The 13,328-nt window shown below is 72.1% G+C and carries 14 protein-coding genes; 9 read left to right on the top strand and 5 right to left on the bottom strand.

Going from position 1 to position 13,328, the window contains the following annotated elements:
• Positions 1 to 145 precede the first annotated feature (145 nt).
• The 4 genes from Pen02_RS06210 to Pen02_RS06195 all read left to right on the top strand — a co-directional run bounded on the left by Pen02_RS06210 (position 146) and on the right by Pen02_RS06195 (position 3,548).
• The gene (locus Pen02_RS06210; protein ID WP_239140139.1) at positions 146 to 649 is read left to right on the top strand and encodes a hypothetical protein; all 504 of its coding nucleotides are present in this window, start codon (positions 146 to 148) and stop codon (positions 647 to 649) included.
• The gene (locus tag Pen02_RS06205) at positions 646 to 1,098 is read left to right on the top strand and encodes a thiol-disulfide oxidoreductase DCC family protein (RefSeq protein WP_203864960.1); all 453 of its coding nucleotides are present in this window, start codon (positions 646 to 648) and stop codon (positions 1,096 to 1,098) included. The genes Pen02_RS06210 and Pen02_RS06205 overlap by 4 nt, the downstream gene beginning before the upstream one ends.
• On the top strand, positions 1,061 to 1,873 hold the full coding sequence (locus tag Pen02_RS06200; RefSeq protein WP_203864959.1) for a TetR/AcrR family transcriptional regulator: 813 nt from the start codon (positions 1,061 to 1,063) through the stop codon (positions 1,871 to 1,873). Before Pen02_RS06205 ends, Pen02_RS06200 begins: the two co-directional genes overlap by 38 nt.
• Before the next feature lie 547 nt (positions 1,874 to 2,420).
• Positions 2,421 to 3,548 carry a pectate lyase family protein gene (locus Pen02_RS06195; protein ID WP_203864958.1) on the top strand — a complete coding sequence of 376 codons (1,128 nt, stop codon included), beginning with the start codon at positions 2,421 to 2,423 and terminating at the stop codon, positions 3,546 to 3,548.
• A gap of 31 nt (positions 3,549 to 3,579) precedes the next feature.
• Here Pen02_RS06195 and Pen02_RS06190 read toward each other — a convergent pair whose 3' ends face one another.
• Positions 3,580 to 4,260, bottom strand: coding sequence for a GNAT family N-acetyltransferase (locus Pen02_RS06190; protein ID WP_203864957.1), 681 nt, complete (start codon positions 4,258 to 4,260; stop codon positions 3,580 to 3,582).
• 357 nt (positions 4,261 to 4,617) lie between these two features.
• Here Pen02_RS06190 and Pen02_RS06185 point away from each other — a divergent pair, with 357 nt between their 5' ends.
• From Pen02_RS06185 to Pen02_RS06170, 4 genes are read left to right on the top strand one after another with little or no spacing between them, the layout of a single operon-like run.
• Positions 4,618 to 7,260 (top strand): sensor histidine kinase, encoded by a 2,643-nt coding sequence (locus Pen02_RS06185; RefSeq protein WP_203864956.1) that lies wholly within the window; start codon positions 4,618 to 4,620, stop codon positions 7,258 to 7,260.
• 51 nt (positions 7,261 to 7,311) lie between these two features.
• Complete coding sequence (locus Pen02_RS06180; RefSeq protein ID WP_203864955.1) at positions 7,312 to 7,731, top strand: roadblock/LC7 domain-containing protein; 420 nt, start codon at positions 7,312 to 7,314, stop codon at positions 7,729 to 7,731.
• A 10-nt stretch (positions 7,732 to 7,741) separates the two neighbouring features.
• The gene (locus tag Pen02_RS06175; RefSeq protein WP_203864954.1) at positions 7,742 to 8,128 is read left to right on the top strand and encodes a DUF742 domain-containing protein; all 387 of its coding nucleotides are present in this window, start codon (positions 7,742 to 7,744) and stop codon (positions 8,126 to 8,128) included.
• A complete protein-coding gene (locus Pen02_RS06170) occupies positions 8,109 to 8,729 on the top strand; it encodes a GTP-binding protein (RefSeq protein ID WP_203864953.1) in 621 nt (206 codons plus the stop codon). Before Pen02_RS06175 ends, Pen02_RS06170 begins: the two co-directional genes overlap by 20 nt.
• Before the next feature lie 146 nt (positions 8,730 to 8,875).
• Here the strand turns inward: Pen02_RS06170 and Pen02_RS06165 are convergent, their stop codons facing one another.
• Positions 8,876 to 9,370, bottom strand: coding sequence for a nucleoside-diphosphate kinase (locus Pen02_RS06165; protein WP_203864952.1), 495 nt, complete (start codon positions 9,368 to 9,370; stop codon positions 8,876 to 8,878).
• Between the two features lie 140 nt (positions 9,371 to 9,510).
• Positions 9,511 to 10,848: a DUF418 domain-containing protein gene (locus tag Pen02_RS06160; protein ID WP_203864951.1), complete on the bottom strand. Its 1,338-nt coding sequence runs from the start codon at positions 10,846 to 10,848 to the stop codon at positions 9,511 to 9,513.
• A 158-nt stretch (positions 10,849 to 11,006) separates the two neighbouring features.
• Here Pen02_RS06160 and Pen02_RS06155 point away from each other — a divergent pair, with 158 nt between their 5' ends.
• The gene (locus tag Pen02_RS06155; protein ID WP_203864950.1) at positions 11,007 to 11,657 is read left to right on the top strand and encodes a TetR/AcrR family transcriptional regulator; all 651 of its coding nucleotides are present in this window, start codon (positions 11,007 to 11,009) and stop codon (positions 11,655 to 11,657) included.
• A gap of 199 nt (positions 11,658 to 11,856) precedes the next feature.
• Here the strand turns inward: Pen02_RS06155 and Pen02_RS06150 are convergent, their stop codons facing one another.
• The gene (locus Pen02_RS06150) at positions 11,857 to 12,729 is read right to left on the bottom strand and encodes an LLM class F420-dependent oxidoreductase (RefSeq protein WP_203864949.1); all 873 of its coding nucleotides are present in this window, start codon (positions 12,727 to 12,729) and stop codon (positions 11,857 to 11,859) included.
• A gap of 248 nt (positions 12,730 to 12,977) precedes the next feature.
• Positions 12,978 to 13,310: a putative quinol monooxygenase gene (locus tag Pen02_RS06145; protein ID WP_203864948.1), complete on the bottom strand. Its 333-nt coding sequence runs from the start codon at positions 13,308 to 13,310 to the stop codon at positions 12,978 to 12,980.
• Positions 13,311 to 13,328: the final 18 nt, after the last annotated feature.

The following is a 13,328-nucleotide window of genomic DNA, read 5'->3' as shown; positions in this document are numbered from 1 at the left end:
TTCCAGTCGGCCCCTCCCCGGCCGGCTGTCCGATCACGACCGTCTCATGTGGTCAGGACGTGACCGGCGTCTCTTGAACGCGTTCAAGGTTCGTTCTAGGCTCAGGGCGACCGCAAGTTGAACACGTTCAGAAAGGACGTGAGCGGTGGACATCAAGGTCTGGATGTACCTCGGCTACCTGGCCATCAGCATCGGGCTCACCATCTGGGTGGCGAGCACGCTCTCCCGCAACGGGCTGGTGTTCCTGGAGGAGGTCTTCGACGACATCCGGCTCGCCAAAGCCGTCAACAGCCTGCTGGTGGTCGGCTTCTACCTGCTCAACCTCGGCTACGTCACGGTGGCCATGAAGCACGGCGGCGACCTGCCGACCGCCAGCCGGGCCATGGAGGAACTGTCCAAGAAGATCGGGCTGGTGCTGCTGGTACTCGGGGCGCTGCACTTCTTCAACGTCTTCGCCCTGAACCGTTACCGCCGGGGACGGCAGCGCCAGCTCGCCACCCGTCCGCCCCTGCCGCCGGCCGGCCGGCTGCCGATGGCACCCCCGGTCGCTGTACCGGTCGGCTATCCCGGTGCGCAGCCGCCGATGGCACCGCCCGGCCAGCCCGGTCCGCACCCGTCCGGGCATCCCGGTCCGGCCGGCCTGCCGTGACGGCCGGCGCACGAGCCGCCGATCCCACCGGGCACGGGGCCGGTGGGATCGGCACGTTCACCGTGCTGTACGACCAGTACTGCCCGGTGTGCCGGGCGGCCCGGCGATGGCTGGAGTCGCGCCCCCAGCTCGTACCCCTGGAGTTCGTGCCGGCCGGATCGGCCACCGCCCGGCAACGGTTTCCGGGGCTGGACCACCGGGCGACGCTCCGGGACATCACCGTCGTCGCCGACACCGGCGAGGTGTACGTCGGCGACGGCGCCTGGCTCGCCTGCCTCTGGGCGTTGTCCGGGTACCGTGGCCTGGCCGACCGGCTCGCCGAGCCGCACCTGCTGCCGATGGCCCGGCGGGTGGTCGCGGCGGCGTCGGCACTGCGCGAGCGGACCTCCGAACCGGGTTACCGTAGCCGTGATGAGCGAGCAGACTGCGCCGAGGACCGCTGCGGGTGACTCGACGGACCGGCCGGTCGACCGGACCGGTGGCGGCACGGGACGCGGCAGCGGCGGCACGGGACGTGGCAGTGGCGGCGGTGACGTCGGCGGGCCGGGGACGGTCGGGCCCGAGCCCAGCACGGCCCGGGGCGAGCAGACCCGGCAGCTCATCCTGGAGACGGCGCTGCGGCTGTTCCGCGAACGCGGGTACGCCCAGACCACCATGCGGGCCATCGCCCGGGAGGCCGGCGTGGCGGTGGGCAACGCCTACTACTACTTCGAGTCGAAAGAGCACCTGATCCAGGGGTTCTACCGGCGTACCCACGCCGACCACGTGGTCGCCGCCGCCCCGGCGCTGGCCGCCGAGACCGACTTCGCCGCCCGGCTGCGCGCGGTGCTGCACGCCGGCATCGACGTACTGACCCCGTCGCACGCCTTCGCCGCGACGTTCTTCAAGACCGCCGCCGAGCCGACGTCGCCGCTGAGTCCGTTCTCGGCGCAGTCGTCGGAGGCGCGGACGGAGGCGATCCGGCTCTTCGAGGAGGTACTCGCGGGCTCCACCGCGAAGGTCGACCCGCAACTCCGCCCCGACCTGCCCGAACTGCTCTGGCTCGGCTATCTCGGCGTGATCCTCTACTGGGTGCACGACCGGTCGCCGGACCAGTCCAAGACCCGGCTGCTGATCGACGGCGCCGTACCGCTGGTCGACCGGTTGGTCGGGCTCTCCCGGCTCCGGGTGCTGCGTCCGGTCACCACCCAGGTGCTGGAACTGATCAGGTCGCTCCGGCACTGACCGGGACCGCTGAGGCCGTCGGACGGTTCGGGGCCGGCCGGCTCCTCGTCGCGGTGGTCGGGCACCCCGGGCGGCGCCGGCTCGCCCGCCCGGACGGTCCGGCCGCCGTCCGGGGCCGCCGCCGCAGGTCACATAACTTGATCGCCGCCCAGCCGGATCCGCCGAACGGCCAGTTCGGACAGGGCCACCGCAGGCTTGCCGTGATCAGGGCAAATACGTAGCGTTACCGGCACCGTGAGGGCAGCACGAGGACCCCGCGACGGCATCGCCGCCTGGATCTCGGCCTGGGAGAGGACGCGGACCGTGGGCCCGGCGCGGGTCCACGGTCCGCGGACCACACACCGCGCACCCCCCGGGGCATCGATTGACGAACGTCGGTGGGGCACCTATCGTGGGGATCAGGAAAGCGCTTTCCCGCCTCCGCCCGTTCCGTACCGGCCACCCGGGCGGAGGCACCAACTCTCGCTGCACACACCGCGCACCCCACCGGCTCCGCCACCCCCGCGTCGCCCGGGCGGCGACGTGTCCCGAGAAACCGAGATCGCAGATGACTCCTCGATCCGTCGGTACCCCGCGCACCGGCCCCGTCCCGTGCCGGGCCGCCCGCCGGGCCCCGACCACCCCACCCGCCCCGTCACACCGGCACCGCCCGGCCACTCGACGGCGGTCGACGCTGGCCGGCGGGCTCGTCGGCGTACTCGCGCTGGTCGCGGCCGGTGCCGCCGGGCCGGCCCAGGCCGGGCCAGGACATGGAACCGCCTCGGCGGGCGACGCCACGATCCTCTGTACGGACGCCCCGATCGGCTTCGCCTCGGTCAACGCCCTCGGCTTCAACGGCACCACCGGCGGGGCGGGCGGGCCCACCGTGACGGTGACCACCGGCGCCGCCCTGGCGGACTACGCCGGCCGCGCCGGGCCCTACGTCATCCGGATCTCCGGACGGATCCAGGTCGACGACATGGTCACGGTGGTGGCGAACAAGAGCATCCTGGGCGTCGGCAGCACCGCCGAGATCACCGGCGGCGGCCTCCAGATGGGCTCCACCACCCGGCCCGGCAACAACGTGATCATCCGGAACATCCGGTTCACCGGCGCCGAGGACGACTCGATCAGCGTCACCAACAAGGCACACCACGTCTGGATCGACCACAACGACCTGTCCGACGGCTACGACGGCCTGCTCGACATCAAGCGGGAGTCGGACTACGTCACGGTCTCCTGGAACAGGTTCCACCACCACAGCAAGTCGTCCCTGGTCGGCCACTCCGACACGTACACCGCGGACGTCGGCAAGCTGCGGGTGACGTACCACCACAACTTCTTCGACGGTACGGACCAGCGGCATCCCCGGGTGCGCTTCGCCGACCCGGTGCACGTGTTCAACAACTACTACCGGAACAACGCGCTCTACGGCATCGCCTCCACCGAGAACGCCGGCCTGCTGGTCGAGGGCAACTACTTCGAGAACGTGGCCCACCCGATCTACGTCGGCTACGACAAGAGCGGTCCCGGCCGGGTGGTGGAGCGCAACAACGTCTACGTCAACTCGGGCGCACCGCAGACCGCCGGCACCGTGGTCGAGCCGCGCGGCTTCTATCCGTACACGGTGGATCCGCCGGCCAGCGTGCCCAGCACGGTGCCCGGCGGCGTCGGGGTCGGCAGGGTCTGCGGCTGACCCGCGTTGTCCTGATCGGACGGTCCCGTCGTCACGGGGTCACCGGCTGGTCCGCCTTCTCCAGTCCGTAGGCGGACCAGCCCCGGTCGGCGAACCCGGCGGCCTCGGCGACCCGGGCCGACGCGACGTTCTGCGGGTCGTGCAGGTACGTCGGCACCGCGCCCTCGTCCAGCACCCGCCGGGCCGCCTGCGCCACCAGCCGGCGGGCCAGGCCCCGCCCCCGACCCGCCGGCTCGGTGCCGACGGCGATCTCGTGCCCGTATCCGTCGTGCCGCTTGACGCCGACCCCGGCGAGGTAGCCGCCGTCGGGATCCCGCAGCACCAGCACCTCGCCGCCGAACGGCCGCAGCCACGCCGGCACCACGGGATCCGCCGCGTCGACCCACTCGCCGAGGTCCGGCAGCGGTGCGGGGTCGAGCGTGTGCCGGAACACCGCCCGGTAGCCCGACCACGCGGGCAGTTCCACCACGGCGGGCAACTCGGCGAGCAGGGCCGCGATGGGCCGGCGCCCCAGCGCCCGTACGGCGTCGGCCCGAGCCGGCGGCACGGAGAGTACGACCCCGAACGGGCTGCCGACCCCGACGACCGGATGTGTCTCGCCGTCCCAGCCCGGTTGGATACGGCGGTCGGAGCCGACCACGTCCAGCGGCCCGCCGGCCGGCCACTGGCCCAGCCAGGTCACCAGATGGTGGTGCAGCCGCTGGTCGAGCATCCAACCGCCCCCGATCAACCCTCGGCCACGACTGGCCCACGCGGACAACCCGATCTCGACGAAGATTATCAATGGATGCCGATCCTCGCCGGGGAACCGTCCGAGCCGGACCCCGCGCACCGGCCCGGGTGGACATTCCGGATGTAGAGATTCATCACCGGCGCCTTATCGGCAGGCCAACCACCCGGTACGGGCCAAAAAGGTGATCTTCGTTCAAACCGGGGGTTGAGGCATCACACCGGGCGCTGCTAGCGTGCGCCGGGTACTCGAAGATCGTGGCTGCGACCCAAGTGCGGGCACGACGCCAGACACGGTGAGTAGTCGACCAATCGCCTCCGACCGGCCCGGGACGGTGTAATGGGCTTTCGTGCTTCTCGCCTGCGTACCAAGGTCGTCGCCCTGCTGCTCATCCTGATCACGCTCTGGGCGTTCGGCGCGTGGGTCACCCTGCGGGACGGGTTGAACCTGGTCTGGGTGCAGACCCTGGAAGCCCAGGTGTACGCGCCGACCGAACCACTGATCCTCAACCTCCAGAACGAACGCCGGCTCTCCCTCGACTACCTGGGCGCACCGGAGGCACCACCCCGGGAGCCGTTGGAGACCGAACGCCGGAAGGTCCGGGCCGATGTGGCGATCTTCCGGACCGACGCGCGGCGCTGGTTCACCGAGCTGGCGGCCCGGCCGGAACTGGAACGGCGGGTCGACGACGCACTCGCCGAACTGGACGGGCTGACCGCCGTCCGGGAGGCGGTCGACGCACGCCGGATCGAGCGGCTGGCCGCCGCGCAGGCGTACACCGAGACGATCGAGACGATCTTCCGGATCTACGGGTCACTGGGCAATCTCGACGCCGGTGACATCGACCGGCGGGTCGAGAGCCTGATCAGGTTCACCAAGGCACGCGAACTGGCCTCCCAGGCGGACGCGCTGCTCGTCGGGGCGTACGCGGCGAACCGGATCAGCCCGGCCGAGCACGCCCGGGTGGTCCAGTTGATCGGCGCCGAGCGGCTGATCGCGGACGAGGCCATGGCCGAGCTGCCCCGGGCCGACCAGGACCGCTACCGCCAGGCGCTCCAGCAGGGGCCGCTCGCCCGACTGCGGGCGGTCGAGGACCGGATCGTCCTCAACGGACGGCCGAACGGCCGCCCGGCGGTACCGGCCGACGAGTGGCGCGCGGTGATCGAGCCCGGGTTGCAGGAACTGCTCCGGTTGCAGGTCGCCGGAGGCGACGAGGTGGTCAAGGCGGCCACCCCCGGCGCGATCGGGACCATCGTACGGATGCTGATCATGGCCCTCCTCGGCCTGGTCGCCGTCGTCATCTCGGTCAACACCGCGCGGTCGATGGTGCGCCAGCTCGAACGGCTCCGCCAGGCGGCACTCCAGCTCGCCGACGAACGGCTGCCGGACCTGGTCGCCCGGCTCGGCCGGGGCGAGACGGTCGACGTCGGCGCCGAAGCGCCGCCACTCAAGATCGGCCCGGACGAGATCGGGCAGGTGGCCCAGGCGTTCAACGTCGCGCAGCAGACCGCCGTACGGATTGCGGTGGAGCAGGCCGAGCTGCGTCGTGGCGTCCGGGACATCTTCCTCAACCTGGCCCGGCGTACCCAGGCGCTGATCCACCGGCAGCTCACCCTGTTGGACGCGATGGAGCGCAGGGCGACCGACCCGGCGGAGCTGGAGGACCTGTTCCGGGTGGACCACCTCGCCACCCGGATGCGACGCAACGCCGAGAACCTGATCGTGCTCTCCGGCGCGACGCCCGGCCGGGCCTGGCGGCGGAACGTCCCGATGATCGACGTACTGCGCGGCGCGGTCGCCGAGGTCGAGGACTACGCCCGGGTCACCGTGCTGCCGGTCGGCGCCGTGGACCTCGCCGGCCGGGCCGTCGGTGACGTGATCCACCTGATCGCCGAACTGGTCGAGAACGCGCTCTCGTTCTCTCCCCCGCACACCGCCGTGCAGGTCAGCGGCCAGCTCGTCGCGAACGGGTACGCCGTCGAGATCGAGGACCGTGGCCTCGGCCTGGGCGACGAGGACCGGGCCGCCGCCAACGAGCGGATCGCCACCCAGCACGAGTTCACCCTCACCGGTGGTGCCGCCCAGCTCGGCCTGTACGTGGTCAGCCGGCTCATCGAGCGGCACGGCGTACGGGTTCGGCTGAAGGAGTCGCCGTACGGCGGCACCACCGCTGTGGTGCTGCTCCCGCTCACCCTGGTCACGGACCGCAGTGCGGAGGGGGCGCCGACCACCGGCTCGATGCCGGTCGAGCGGCTCGCGGCGAGCGCGATCACCGGAAGCGTCCGGCTTCCGGCCGGGCGGGACCCCGGCCGCCCGGCGGACCGTCCGGCCGGGCGGGAGTCGGCACGGCGCCCGACGCAGACGTCGGATCTGGCACCGCAGCCACCGGACCTCGCACCGCAGGCGTCCGACCTGGCGGCACCGGACCTCGCACCGCCGCCGGCCCGGGACCTGCCGGCTCGGGACCTCTCGGCTCGGGGCCTCACGCCACCGGGTCCGGACCTGTCGGCTCGGGGCCTCACGCCACCGGGCCCGGACCTGCCGGACCAGGGCCTCACACCACCGGGCCCGGACCTGCCGGCTCGGGACCTCACACCAGCGGGTTCGGACCGTCCGGCTCCGGACCTCACGTCGCCGGATCCCGACCTTCCGATGCCACGGCCGGTCCGCACCCCGCCCCGGCCGCAGGTCGCCCCGGGACCGCCGCCCCCGGAGACCGGATCGGGCCGGGCGACCGGAACGGCCTCGCTGACCCCGTCCGGCCTGCCGGTCCGGGTACGCCAGGCGAACCTGGCCGCGCCGCTGCGGGACGGTGACGCCCGGGCCGAGCCGGAGCCGGCGGACGAACCGGCCCCCCGGACTCCTGAACAGATCCGCCGGATGATGAGTTCCTACCAGTCGGGGACCCGGCGCGGGCGGGCCGACGCCGCGCGCCCGCTGGACGACGGTAGCGCCACCGGATCGGCTTCACCCGGGGCCTGACCGCCCACCGGGCGAGATGGCGGTATCACCGGCAAAGAAAGGGACGAACCCGTGCACAAGACAGCGTCCAACCTCGACCTGACCTGGCTGCTCGACGACCTGGTCGGCCGGGTGAAACAGACCCAGCACGCGATCCTGCTCTCCGTCGACGGGCTGCTGATGGCCTCGTCGCGGGAACTGGACCGGGACGACGCCGAGCACCTGGCGGCGGTCGCGTCGGGTGTGCAGAGCCTGGCCCGGGGTGCCGGCAAGCGCTTCGGCGGCGGGCCGGTGCAGCAGACCATCATCGAGATGCGGTCGGCGTTCCTCTTCGTCACGGCGGCCGGGCACGGTGCCTGTCTCGCCGTACTGGCGTCGGAGGACGCGGACGTCGGGCTGGTCGCGTACGAGATGGCGATGTTGGTGACCCGGGCCGGCAAGTACCTCGCCTCCAGCACCCGGGCACCCGACGCGGCGCTCCGACGGGAGTGATCCGGGAACCATGACCGAGTACGAGGAGCCCCCCGACGTCCACTGGGTCGACGAGCACGCCGGCCCGGTGGTGCGGCCGTACGCGGTGACTCGGGGGCGGGCCCGGCCGGTGACCGGCAAGTTCGACCTGGTGTCGCAGGTCAGCACGGCGCGGACGGTCGCGTCCCAGGACGTCGGGCTCGGGCCCGAGCACCTGGCGATCATCGCGCTCTGCCGGCGACGGCTCTCGGTCGCCGAGGTGGCGGCTCACCTGGACCTGCCGCTGGGCGCCGTCCGGGTACTCCTCGGCGATCTCCTCGAACGACAACTCGTCCGGGTGGTCGAGCCACGGCCGACACCGGTCCTGACCGATGACAGCATCTTTGAACAGGTGATAAATGGACTACGAACCCTCTGACAGTGCCGATCGGACCGGGGCGTCCGGCGAACTGATGCCGACCGCCGTCAAGATCCTGATCGCGGGAGGCTTCGGTGTCGGCAAGACCACCCTGGTCGGCGCGGTCAGCGAGACCCGTCCGCTCCGCACCGAGGAAGTACTCACCGAGGAGGGCGTCAGCGTCGACGACCTCTCCGGGATCGAGACGAAGACCACCACGACGGTGGCGATGGACTTCGGCCGGATCAGCATCACCGACGACCTTGTGCTCTACCTCTTCGGCACCCCCGGCCAGGACCGGTTCTGGTTCGTCTGGGACGAGCTGGCCCTCGGCGCGCTCGGCGCGGTGGTACTCGCCGACACCCGCCGGCTCGCCGACTGTTTCCCCTCGGTGGACTACTTCGAGAAGCACGGCACGCCGTTCATCGTGGCGGTGAACTGCTTCGAGGGCGCCCGGCAGTACCAGCTCGACGAGGTGACGCAGGCGTTGAGCCTGGACCCGGGCGTACCGGTCATGCTCTGCGACGCGCGGCGGCGGGAGTCCGGCAAGGAGGTGCTGATCGCCGTACTCGAACACGCGATGCGTACGCACCGCCGCGTTTCGGCGACCACCGCCGGCTGAACTCCGGCGCGGTGAGCGCCGCCGGCCGGACCGCCCGCCGGATCGGCACCGGCCCTGATCGTGCACTCGTCCGCAACGGCGCGGACGAGTGCACCCCCTGCCGGGCCTGCCGACAGGGGGTGCGGGTCAACTCGTGGCCGGGCCGGTCAGAAGACGTACCGCTCCGCCAGGCCCGGGTAGTCGAACTGCTCGTCGGCGCCGAACCACAGCTCGGACTCGTACTTCGCCTCGTCGACACTGCCGGAGGCGTGCACCAGGTTGGCGATGGCCTTGCCGGTCGCCTCGGCGTACGCCTTCGACATGTGCGCGAAGTCGCCCCGGATCGTGCCCGGCGCCGCCTGCCCCGGGAAGGTCGGTCCGATCATGCGACGGACGTTCGCCACCGCCTCGACGCCCTCCAGCAGCAGCGCGACCACCGGGCCCTGCTGCATGTAGGTGGCGGTGGCGTCGTAGACGCCCTTGCCGAACCGCTCCTCCAGGTCGAAGTAGTGCCGGCGGGTGAGGTCCGCGTCCATCTGCTTCATCTTGATGCCGACGATCTTGAGGCCGACGTCCTCGAAGCGCTGCACCAGGCGTCCGGTCAGCCCGCGCGCGACCGCGTCGGGCTTGAGCAGGACAAGAGTACGTTCTATGGCCGCCACCGCGTGGCCCCTTCCTCGATCATCCGGTCGGGCCCCACGAGCTGGACGCCGGCAGCCCGATCCCTGGCCGTCGGGCGCCCGCTCCAGCGACAGGCCGCTGAGATCACGATAGTAGTCGGCCCCGGTCGGTCGACTCGGCGCTACCTTCCGGCTGCCGTCCCGGACTGGCCGGCGGCGGCCAGCGGCGTCTTCCGGTAGCTGAGCCGGCGGAGCAGCACCTCGGCCGGCCCGCGCCGTCCCGACCGGCGCATCAGCTCGGCGAGCAGCACGGTACCCAGCCAGACGGTGGCGGCCACCGCCGAGGCACCGGCGTCGCCGAGCCGCCCGCCGAGCCCGCCGGCCCAGGGTGAGAAGACCGCCACGAAGGCCACCGACTGGAGCAGGTAGCAGGTCAGCGAACGCTGCCCGCAGGCGGCGAGCGCGGTGGCCACCCGGCCGGGTACGCCGCGTGCGGCGGAGAGCCGGTGCGCGACCAGTCCGGCCAGCGCGGCGTAGCCGAGACCGGCGCCGATGCCGGTCAGGCTGTGCAGCACGTACGCCGGTACGGCGGTCGCCGCCGTCCAGTCCGTCCAGACCCGTGCGTCGATCAGCGCCAACGGGGTGCCGCCGAGCACGGCGAGGCCGATCCCGCCCAGCGCGACCCGGGTCAGCAGTCGCCGGTGCCGACCGGGCTCGTCGAGCAGCCGGCGCCGGGCCGCCCAGATGCCGAGCAGCAGCGGGGTGACCACGTCCAGGGCCAGCATCGGCGTCAGCGCCGCCCAGGTGCCGACCCGGGGGGCGATCGCGGCGAGCGGGGACTCGGCACTGGTCGGCAGCGGGGTCGGCCCGCTCTCGATGACGCCGAACGGGGGTACCACGGAGACCAGGGCGAAGACCAGCGTCCAGAGCCCGGCGACCAGCAGCAGGGTACGGTCCCGGGCCCGGAGCATGCCGACCAGCACCAGCCCGAGCAGGCCGTACGTGGCGAGGATGTCGCCGAAGAAGAGCAGCAGCGCGTGTACGAAGCCGAACACGATCAGCCACCGGCTGCGCCTGCGCAGCAGGCCGCGTACCTGTGGCCAGTCGGCGCCGGACGCGGCCCGCCGGTCGGCCAGCCGGACCAGCCCGTAGCCGAACAGCGCCGCGAACATCGGCAGTGCCCGGCCGTCGACCAGCAGCACCTGGAGGCCGGCGACCACCCGGTCGACGGTGCCGCCGTCGGTGCTGTAGCCCCGGAACAGGGTGCCGTGGCCGTAGAGGTACATGTGTGCGTGGGCCAGCGCGATGAGCAGCAGCATCGTCCCCCGGGCGAGGTCGGGGGCGAGGGATCGGGCCTGCCCCGGGCCGGGTTTCCGGGACGGGGCAGTGTGGTCGGCGTGGCCGGTGTCGTCGTGGCCGGTCGGCCCGGCGTGGGTGTGGTCGCGGTGGCTTCGGCCGGTTGGCCCGGCGTCGGCGTGGTCGCCGCGCCCTTGGTCGGTGTGGCCGGAAAGCGTGGACATGGTTTCCCCCCGTCGCTGTGCCCGGTGTGGGCGGGGCAGCTCGCGTCGAACGGCCGGCGGACGGCACAATCGCCGGGTCGAGTGCGAGACTTAGCTACGCCTGCGTATCTAACATCCCGCAAATAAGATACGCAAGCGTTTCTTACCGGAGAGGCAGCATGCGCGAGAAGGAACCCGGCCCGCAGCCGGAGCGGCGTACCCGGCGGCGCGGGGACGAGCTGCTCCGGGCGATCCACGCGGCCGTGCTGCGCCAGGTGGCCGAGGTCGGCGTCGGCGGGCTCACCATGGAGGGCATCGCCAAGGAGGCGGCCACCGCCAAGACCTCGCTGTACCGGCGCTGGTCGTCGCCCCGGGAACTGCTGCTCGACGCGCTGCACGACGCGCACCCGCAGGAGGCGCCCTCGCCCGGCGCGGACGACCTGCGCGGCGACCTGATCCGGGCGCTGCGGCAGCTCGTCGACTGGATGACCACCCCGGCCGCCGCCGCGGTGGTGGCGATCATCATGGAACGGCACCGCCATCCGGACCTGGTCGCGGCGCTCTACACCCGGGTCTTCGACGCCCGGGGCGGCACCTTCACCAGTACGGTGCTCCGGCACTACGCCGCACAGGGTCAGCTCGATGCCGCGCTGCTCACCCCGGTGGTGATGGACATCGGCGAGGCGCTGGTGCTCAAGTACAGCACCGACAACGACCACCTGCCGGGCGACGCCGTACTGGCCGCCATCGTGGAGCAGGCGATCCTGCCGGCCGTCGGCCTCGGGGCGACCGCACACCGGTACGCCGCGCCGACCTCCTCGACAGAGTGACCGGCGGGATCGGGGCGCCGGATCAACCGTAGGAAGCTGACCAACCGACGGCCGTCCGGAGTGGACACCCTGCCGTCCGGGCTCTTCCGCCGGTCGGACCGGCGAGACACCGTGCTCCACACGCTGCGCCCGGTCTTCGGCAGAGTCGGGGCGGAACCCCGAACCGGTCGATGGCGATGTCCCAGGGCCGGCATGCCGGTCAGAACTGCCGGACCACCGGGATGACGTCGGTGGCGAACCGCTCCAGTACGTCCAGCCGGGGCAGTTGCGGCACCGCCCCGATCGCCACGTCGAAACCGAGGTCGCGCAGCCGACGCAGCTCGTCGATCAGTTCACCGGTCTTCTCGCCGTTCTCCCCGATGTCCATCAACTGGTAGACGGTCTTGGTGATCCCGTCGTAGTCCCGGCCCTCCCGCTCGCAGTGCTCCCGGAGTACGTCCAGCTTGTGCGCCAACTCCGGGGTGTTGAACAGGTTGCACGCCTGGGCGTACTTCGCGACCAGCCGCAACGTCTTCTTCTCCCCACCGCCGCCGATCATGATCGGTGGATGGGGTCGGGTCAGCGGCTGCGGCGAGTTCAGCAGCCGCTCGGCCCGGACGTGCCGGCCGTGGAACGCCCCGTCGTCGGCGGACCACATCTGGAGGACGTACCGCAGGGTCTCCTCCAGCAGTTCGAAACGCTCGGCGAGTGGCGGGAACGGGAAGCCGAGGCCCCGGGACTCCTCCTCGTTCCAGCCGGCGCCGATGCCGAGCATCGCCCGCCCGCCGGAGACGACGTCAAGCGTCGTCACGGTCTTCGCGAGCAGGCCGGGCGGACGGTGGTGCACCCCCGTGATCAGGGTCAACAGGGTGGCCCGTTCGGTGTGCGCGGCGAGGAAGCCCAGCGTGGTGTACGCCTCCAGCATCTCCGCCTCGGCCGGGCCGACAGTCCGGATCTGGAAGAAGTGGTCCATCAGGGCGAGATAGTCGAACCCGGCCCGGTCGGCCGTACGGGCCACCTCAGCCAGGTCGGCACCGAGCCCGGCCGGCCCGTTCGGCCAGGTCAGGTTGGGGATCTGTAGGCCAAGCCGCATGATGTCCGGTCGTCTCCTCCCGACCTGCCGTACCCACCTGGTCCGGCGAGGCGCGTCTGCGGCCACCCTAACCGCAGGTCACCCCGGTCGGCCCGGTTCCACGCCCGGCCACGCCGACGGGGTAACCGCCGCCCGACCTTCCGCCACCGGGTCGGCCCGGCGCTGCCCGAACCTCCGTGAACGGGTCCGGCCGTCGCCGCCTCGACCTTCCAGGACCGGGCTCGGCGGCCGGAGCGGGCGGGCGGGGTTCAGCTCCGCTCGGGTACGGCCATCTCGCCTAGGGTCGACCAGTCGTCCTGCGGGATCGTGGTGTTGACGATCTTCGGGGTCTCGGCGAGGTGCTGCGGCAGCGTCTGCTGCGCCTGGCGGAAGTGCGCGGACTGGACGTGCGCCGCACCGGCGTCGCCGTCCCGGAACGCCTCGACCAGGACGTACTCGGTCGGGTCGGTGACGCTACGGGACCACTCGAACCACAGGCAGCCGGGCTCGGCCTGGGTCGCCCGGGTGAAGTCACCGGCGATCTCGGGCCACCGGTCGGCGTACTCCGGCAGCACTCGGAACTTCGCGGTGATAAAGATCATCTGAGTCTCCTCGTACGG

Source organism: Plantactinospora endophytica, assembly GCF_016862915.1.
Lineage (GTDB): Bacteria > Actinomycetota > Actinomycetes > Mycobacteriales > Micromonosporaceae > Plantactinospora > Plantactinospora endophytica.
The sequence above is the reverse complement of the archived record's forward strand: the minus strand, read 5'-3'. Positions and strand labels throughout refer to the sequence as shown.

What these genes read in the sequence shown, in the direction of transcription:
- Pen02_RS06200 (WP_203864959.1), top strand. Translation starts at nt 1,061, where the DNA reads ATGAGCGAGCAGACTGCGCCGAGGACCGCTGCGGGTGACTCGACGGAC.
- Pen02_RS06175 (WP_203864954.1), top strand. Translation starts at nt 7,742, where the DNA reads ATGACCGAGTACGAGGAGCCCCCCGACGTCCACTGGGTCGACGAGCAC.
- Pen02_RS06195 (WP_203864958.1), top strand. Translation starts at nt 2,421, where the DNA reads ATGACTCCTCGATCCGTCGGTACCCCGCGCACCGGCCCCGTCCCGTGC.
- Pen02_RS06190 (WP_203864957.1), bottom strand. Translation starts at nt 4,260, where the DNA reads ATGCTCGACCAGCGGCTGCACCACCATCTGGTGACCTGGCTGGGCCAG.
- Pen02_RS06155 (WP_203864950.1), top strand. Translation starts at nt 11,007, where the DNA reads ATGCGCGAGAAGGAACCCGGCCCGCAGCCGGAGCGGCGTACCCGGCGG.
- Pen02_RS06150 (WP_203864949.1), bottom strand. Translation starts at nt 12,729, where the DNA reads ATGCGGCTTGGCCTACAGATCCCCAACCTGACCTGGCCGAACGGGCCG.
- Pen02_RS06160 (WP_203864951.1), bottom strand. Translation starts at nt 10,848, where the DNA reads ATGTCCACGCTTTCCGGCCACACCGACCAAGGGCGCGGCGACCACGCC.
- Pen02_RS06185 (WP_203864956.1), top strand. Translation starts at nt 4,618, where the DNA reads ATGGGCTTTCGTGCTTCTCGCCTGCGTACCAAGGTCGTCGCCCTGCTG.
- Pen02_RS06145 (WP_203864948.1), bottom strand. Translation starts at nt 13,310, where the DNA reads ATGATCTTTATCACCGCGAAGTTCCGAGTGCTGCCGGAGTACGCCGAC.
- Pen02_RS06170 (WP_203864953.1), top strand. Translation starts at nt 8,109, where the DNA reads ATGGACTACGAACCCTCTGACAGTGCCGATCGGACCGGGGCGTCCGGC.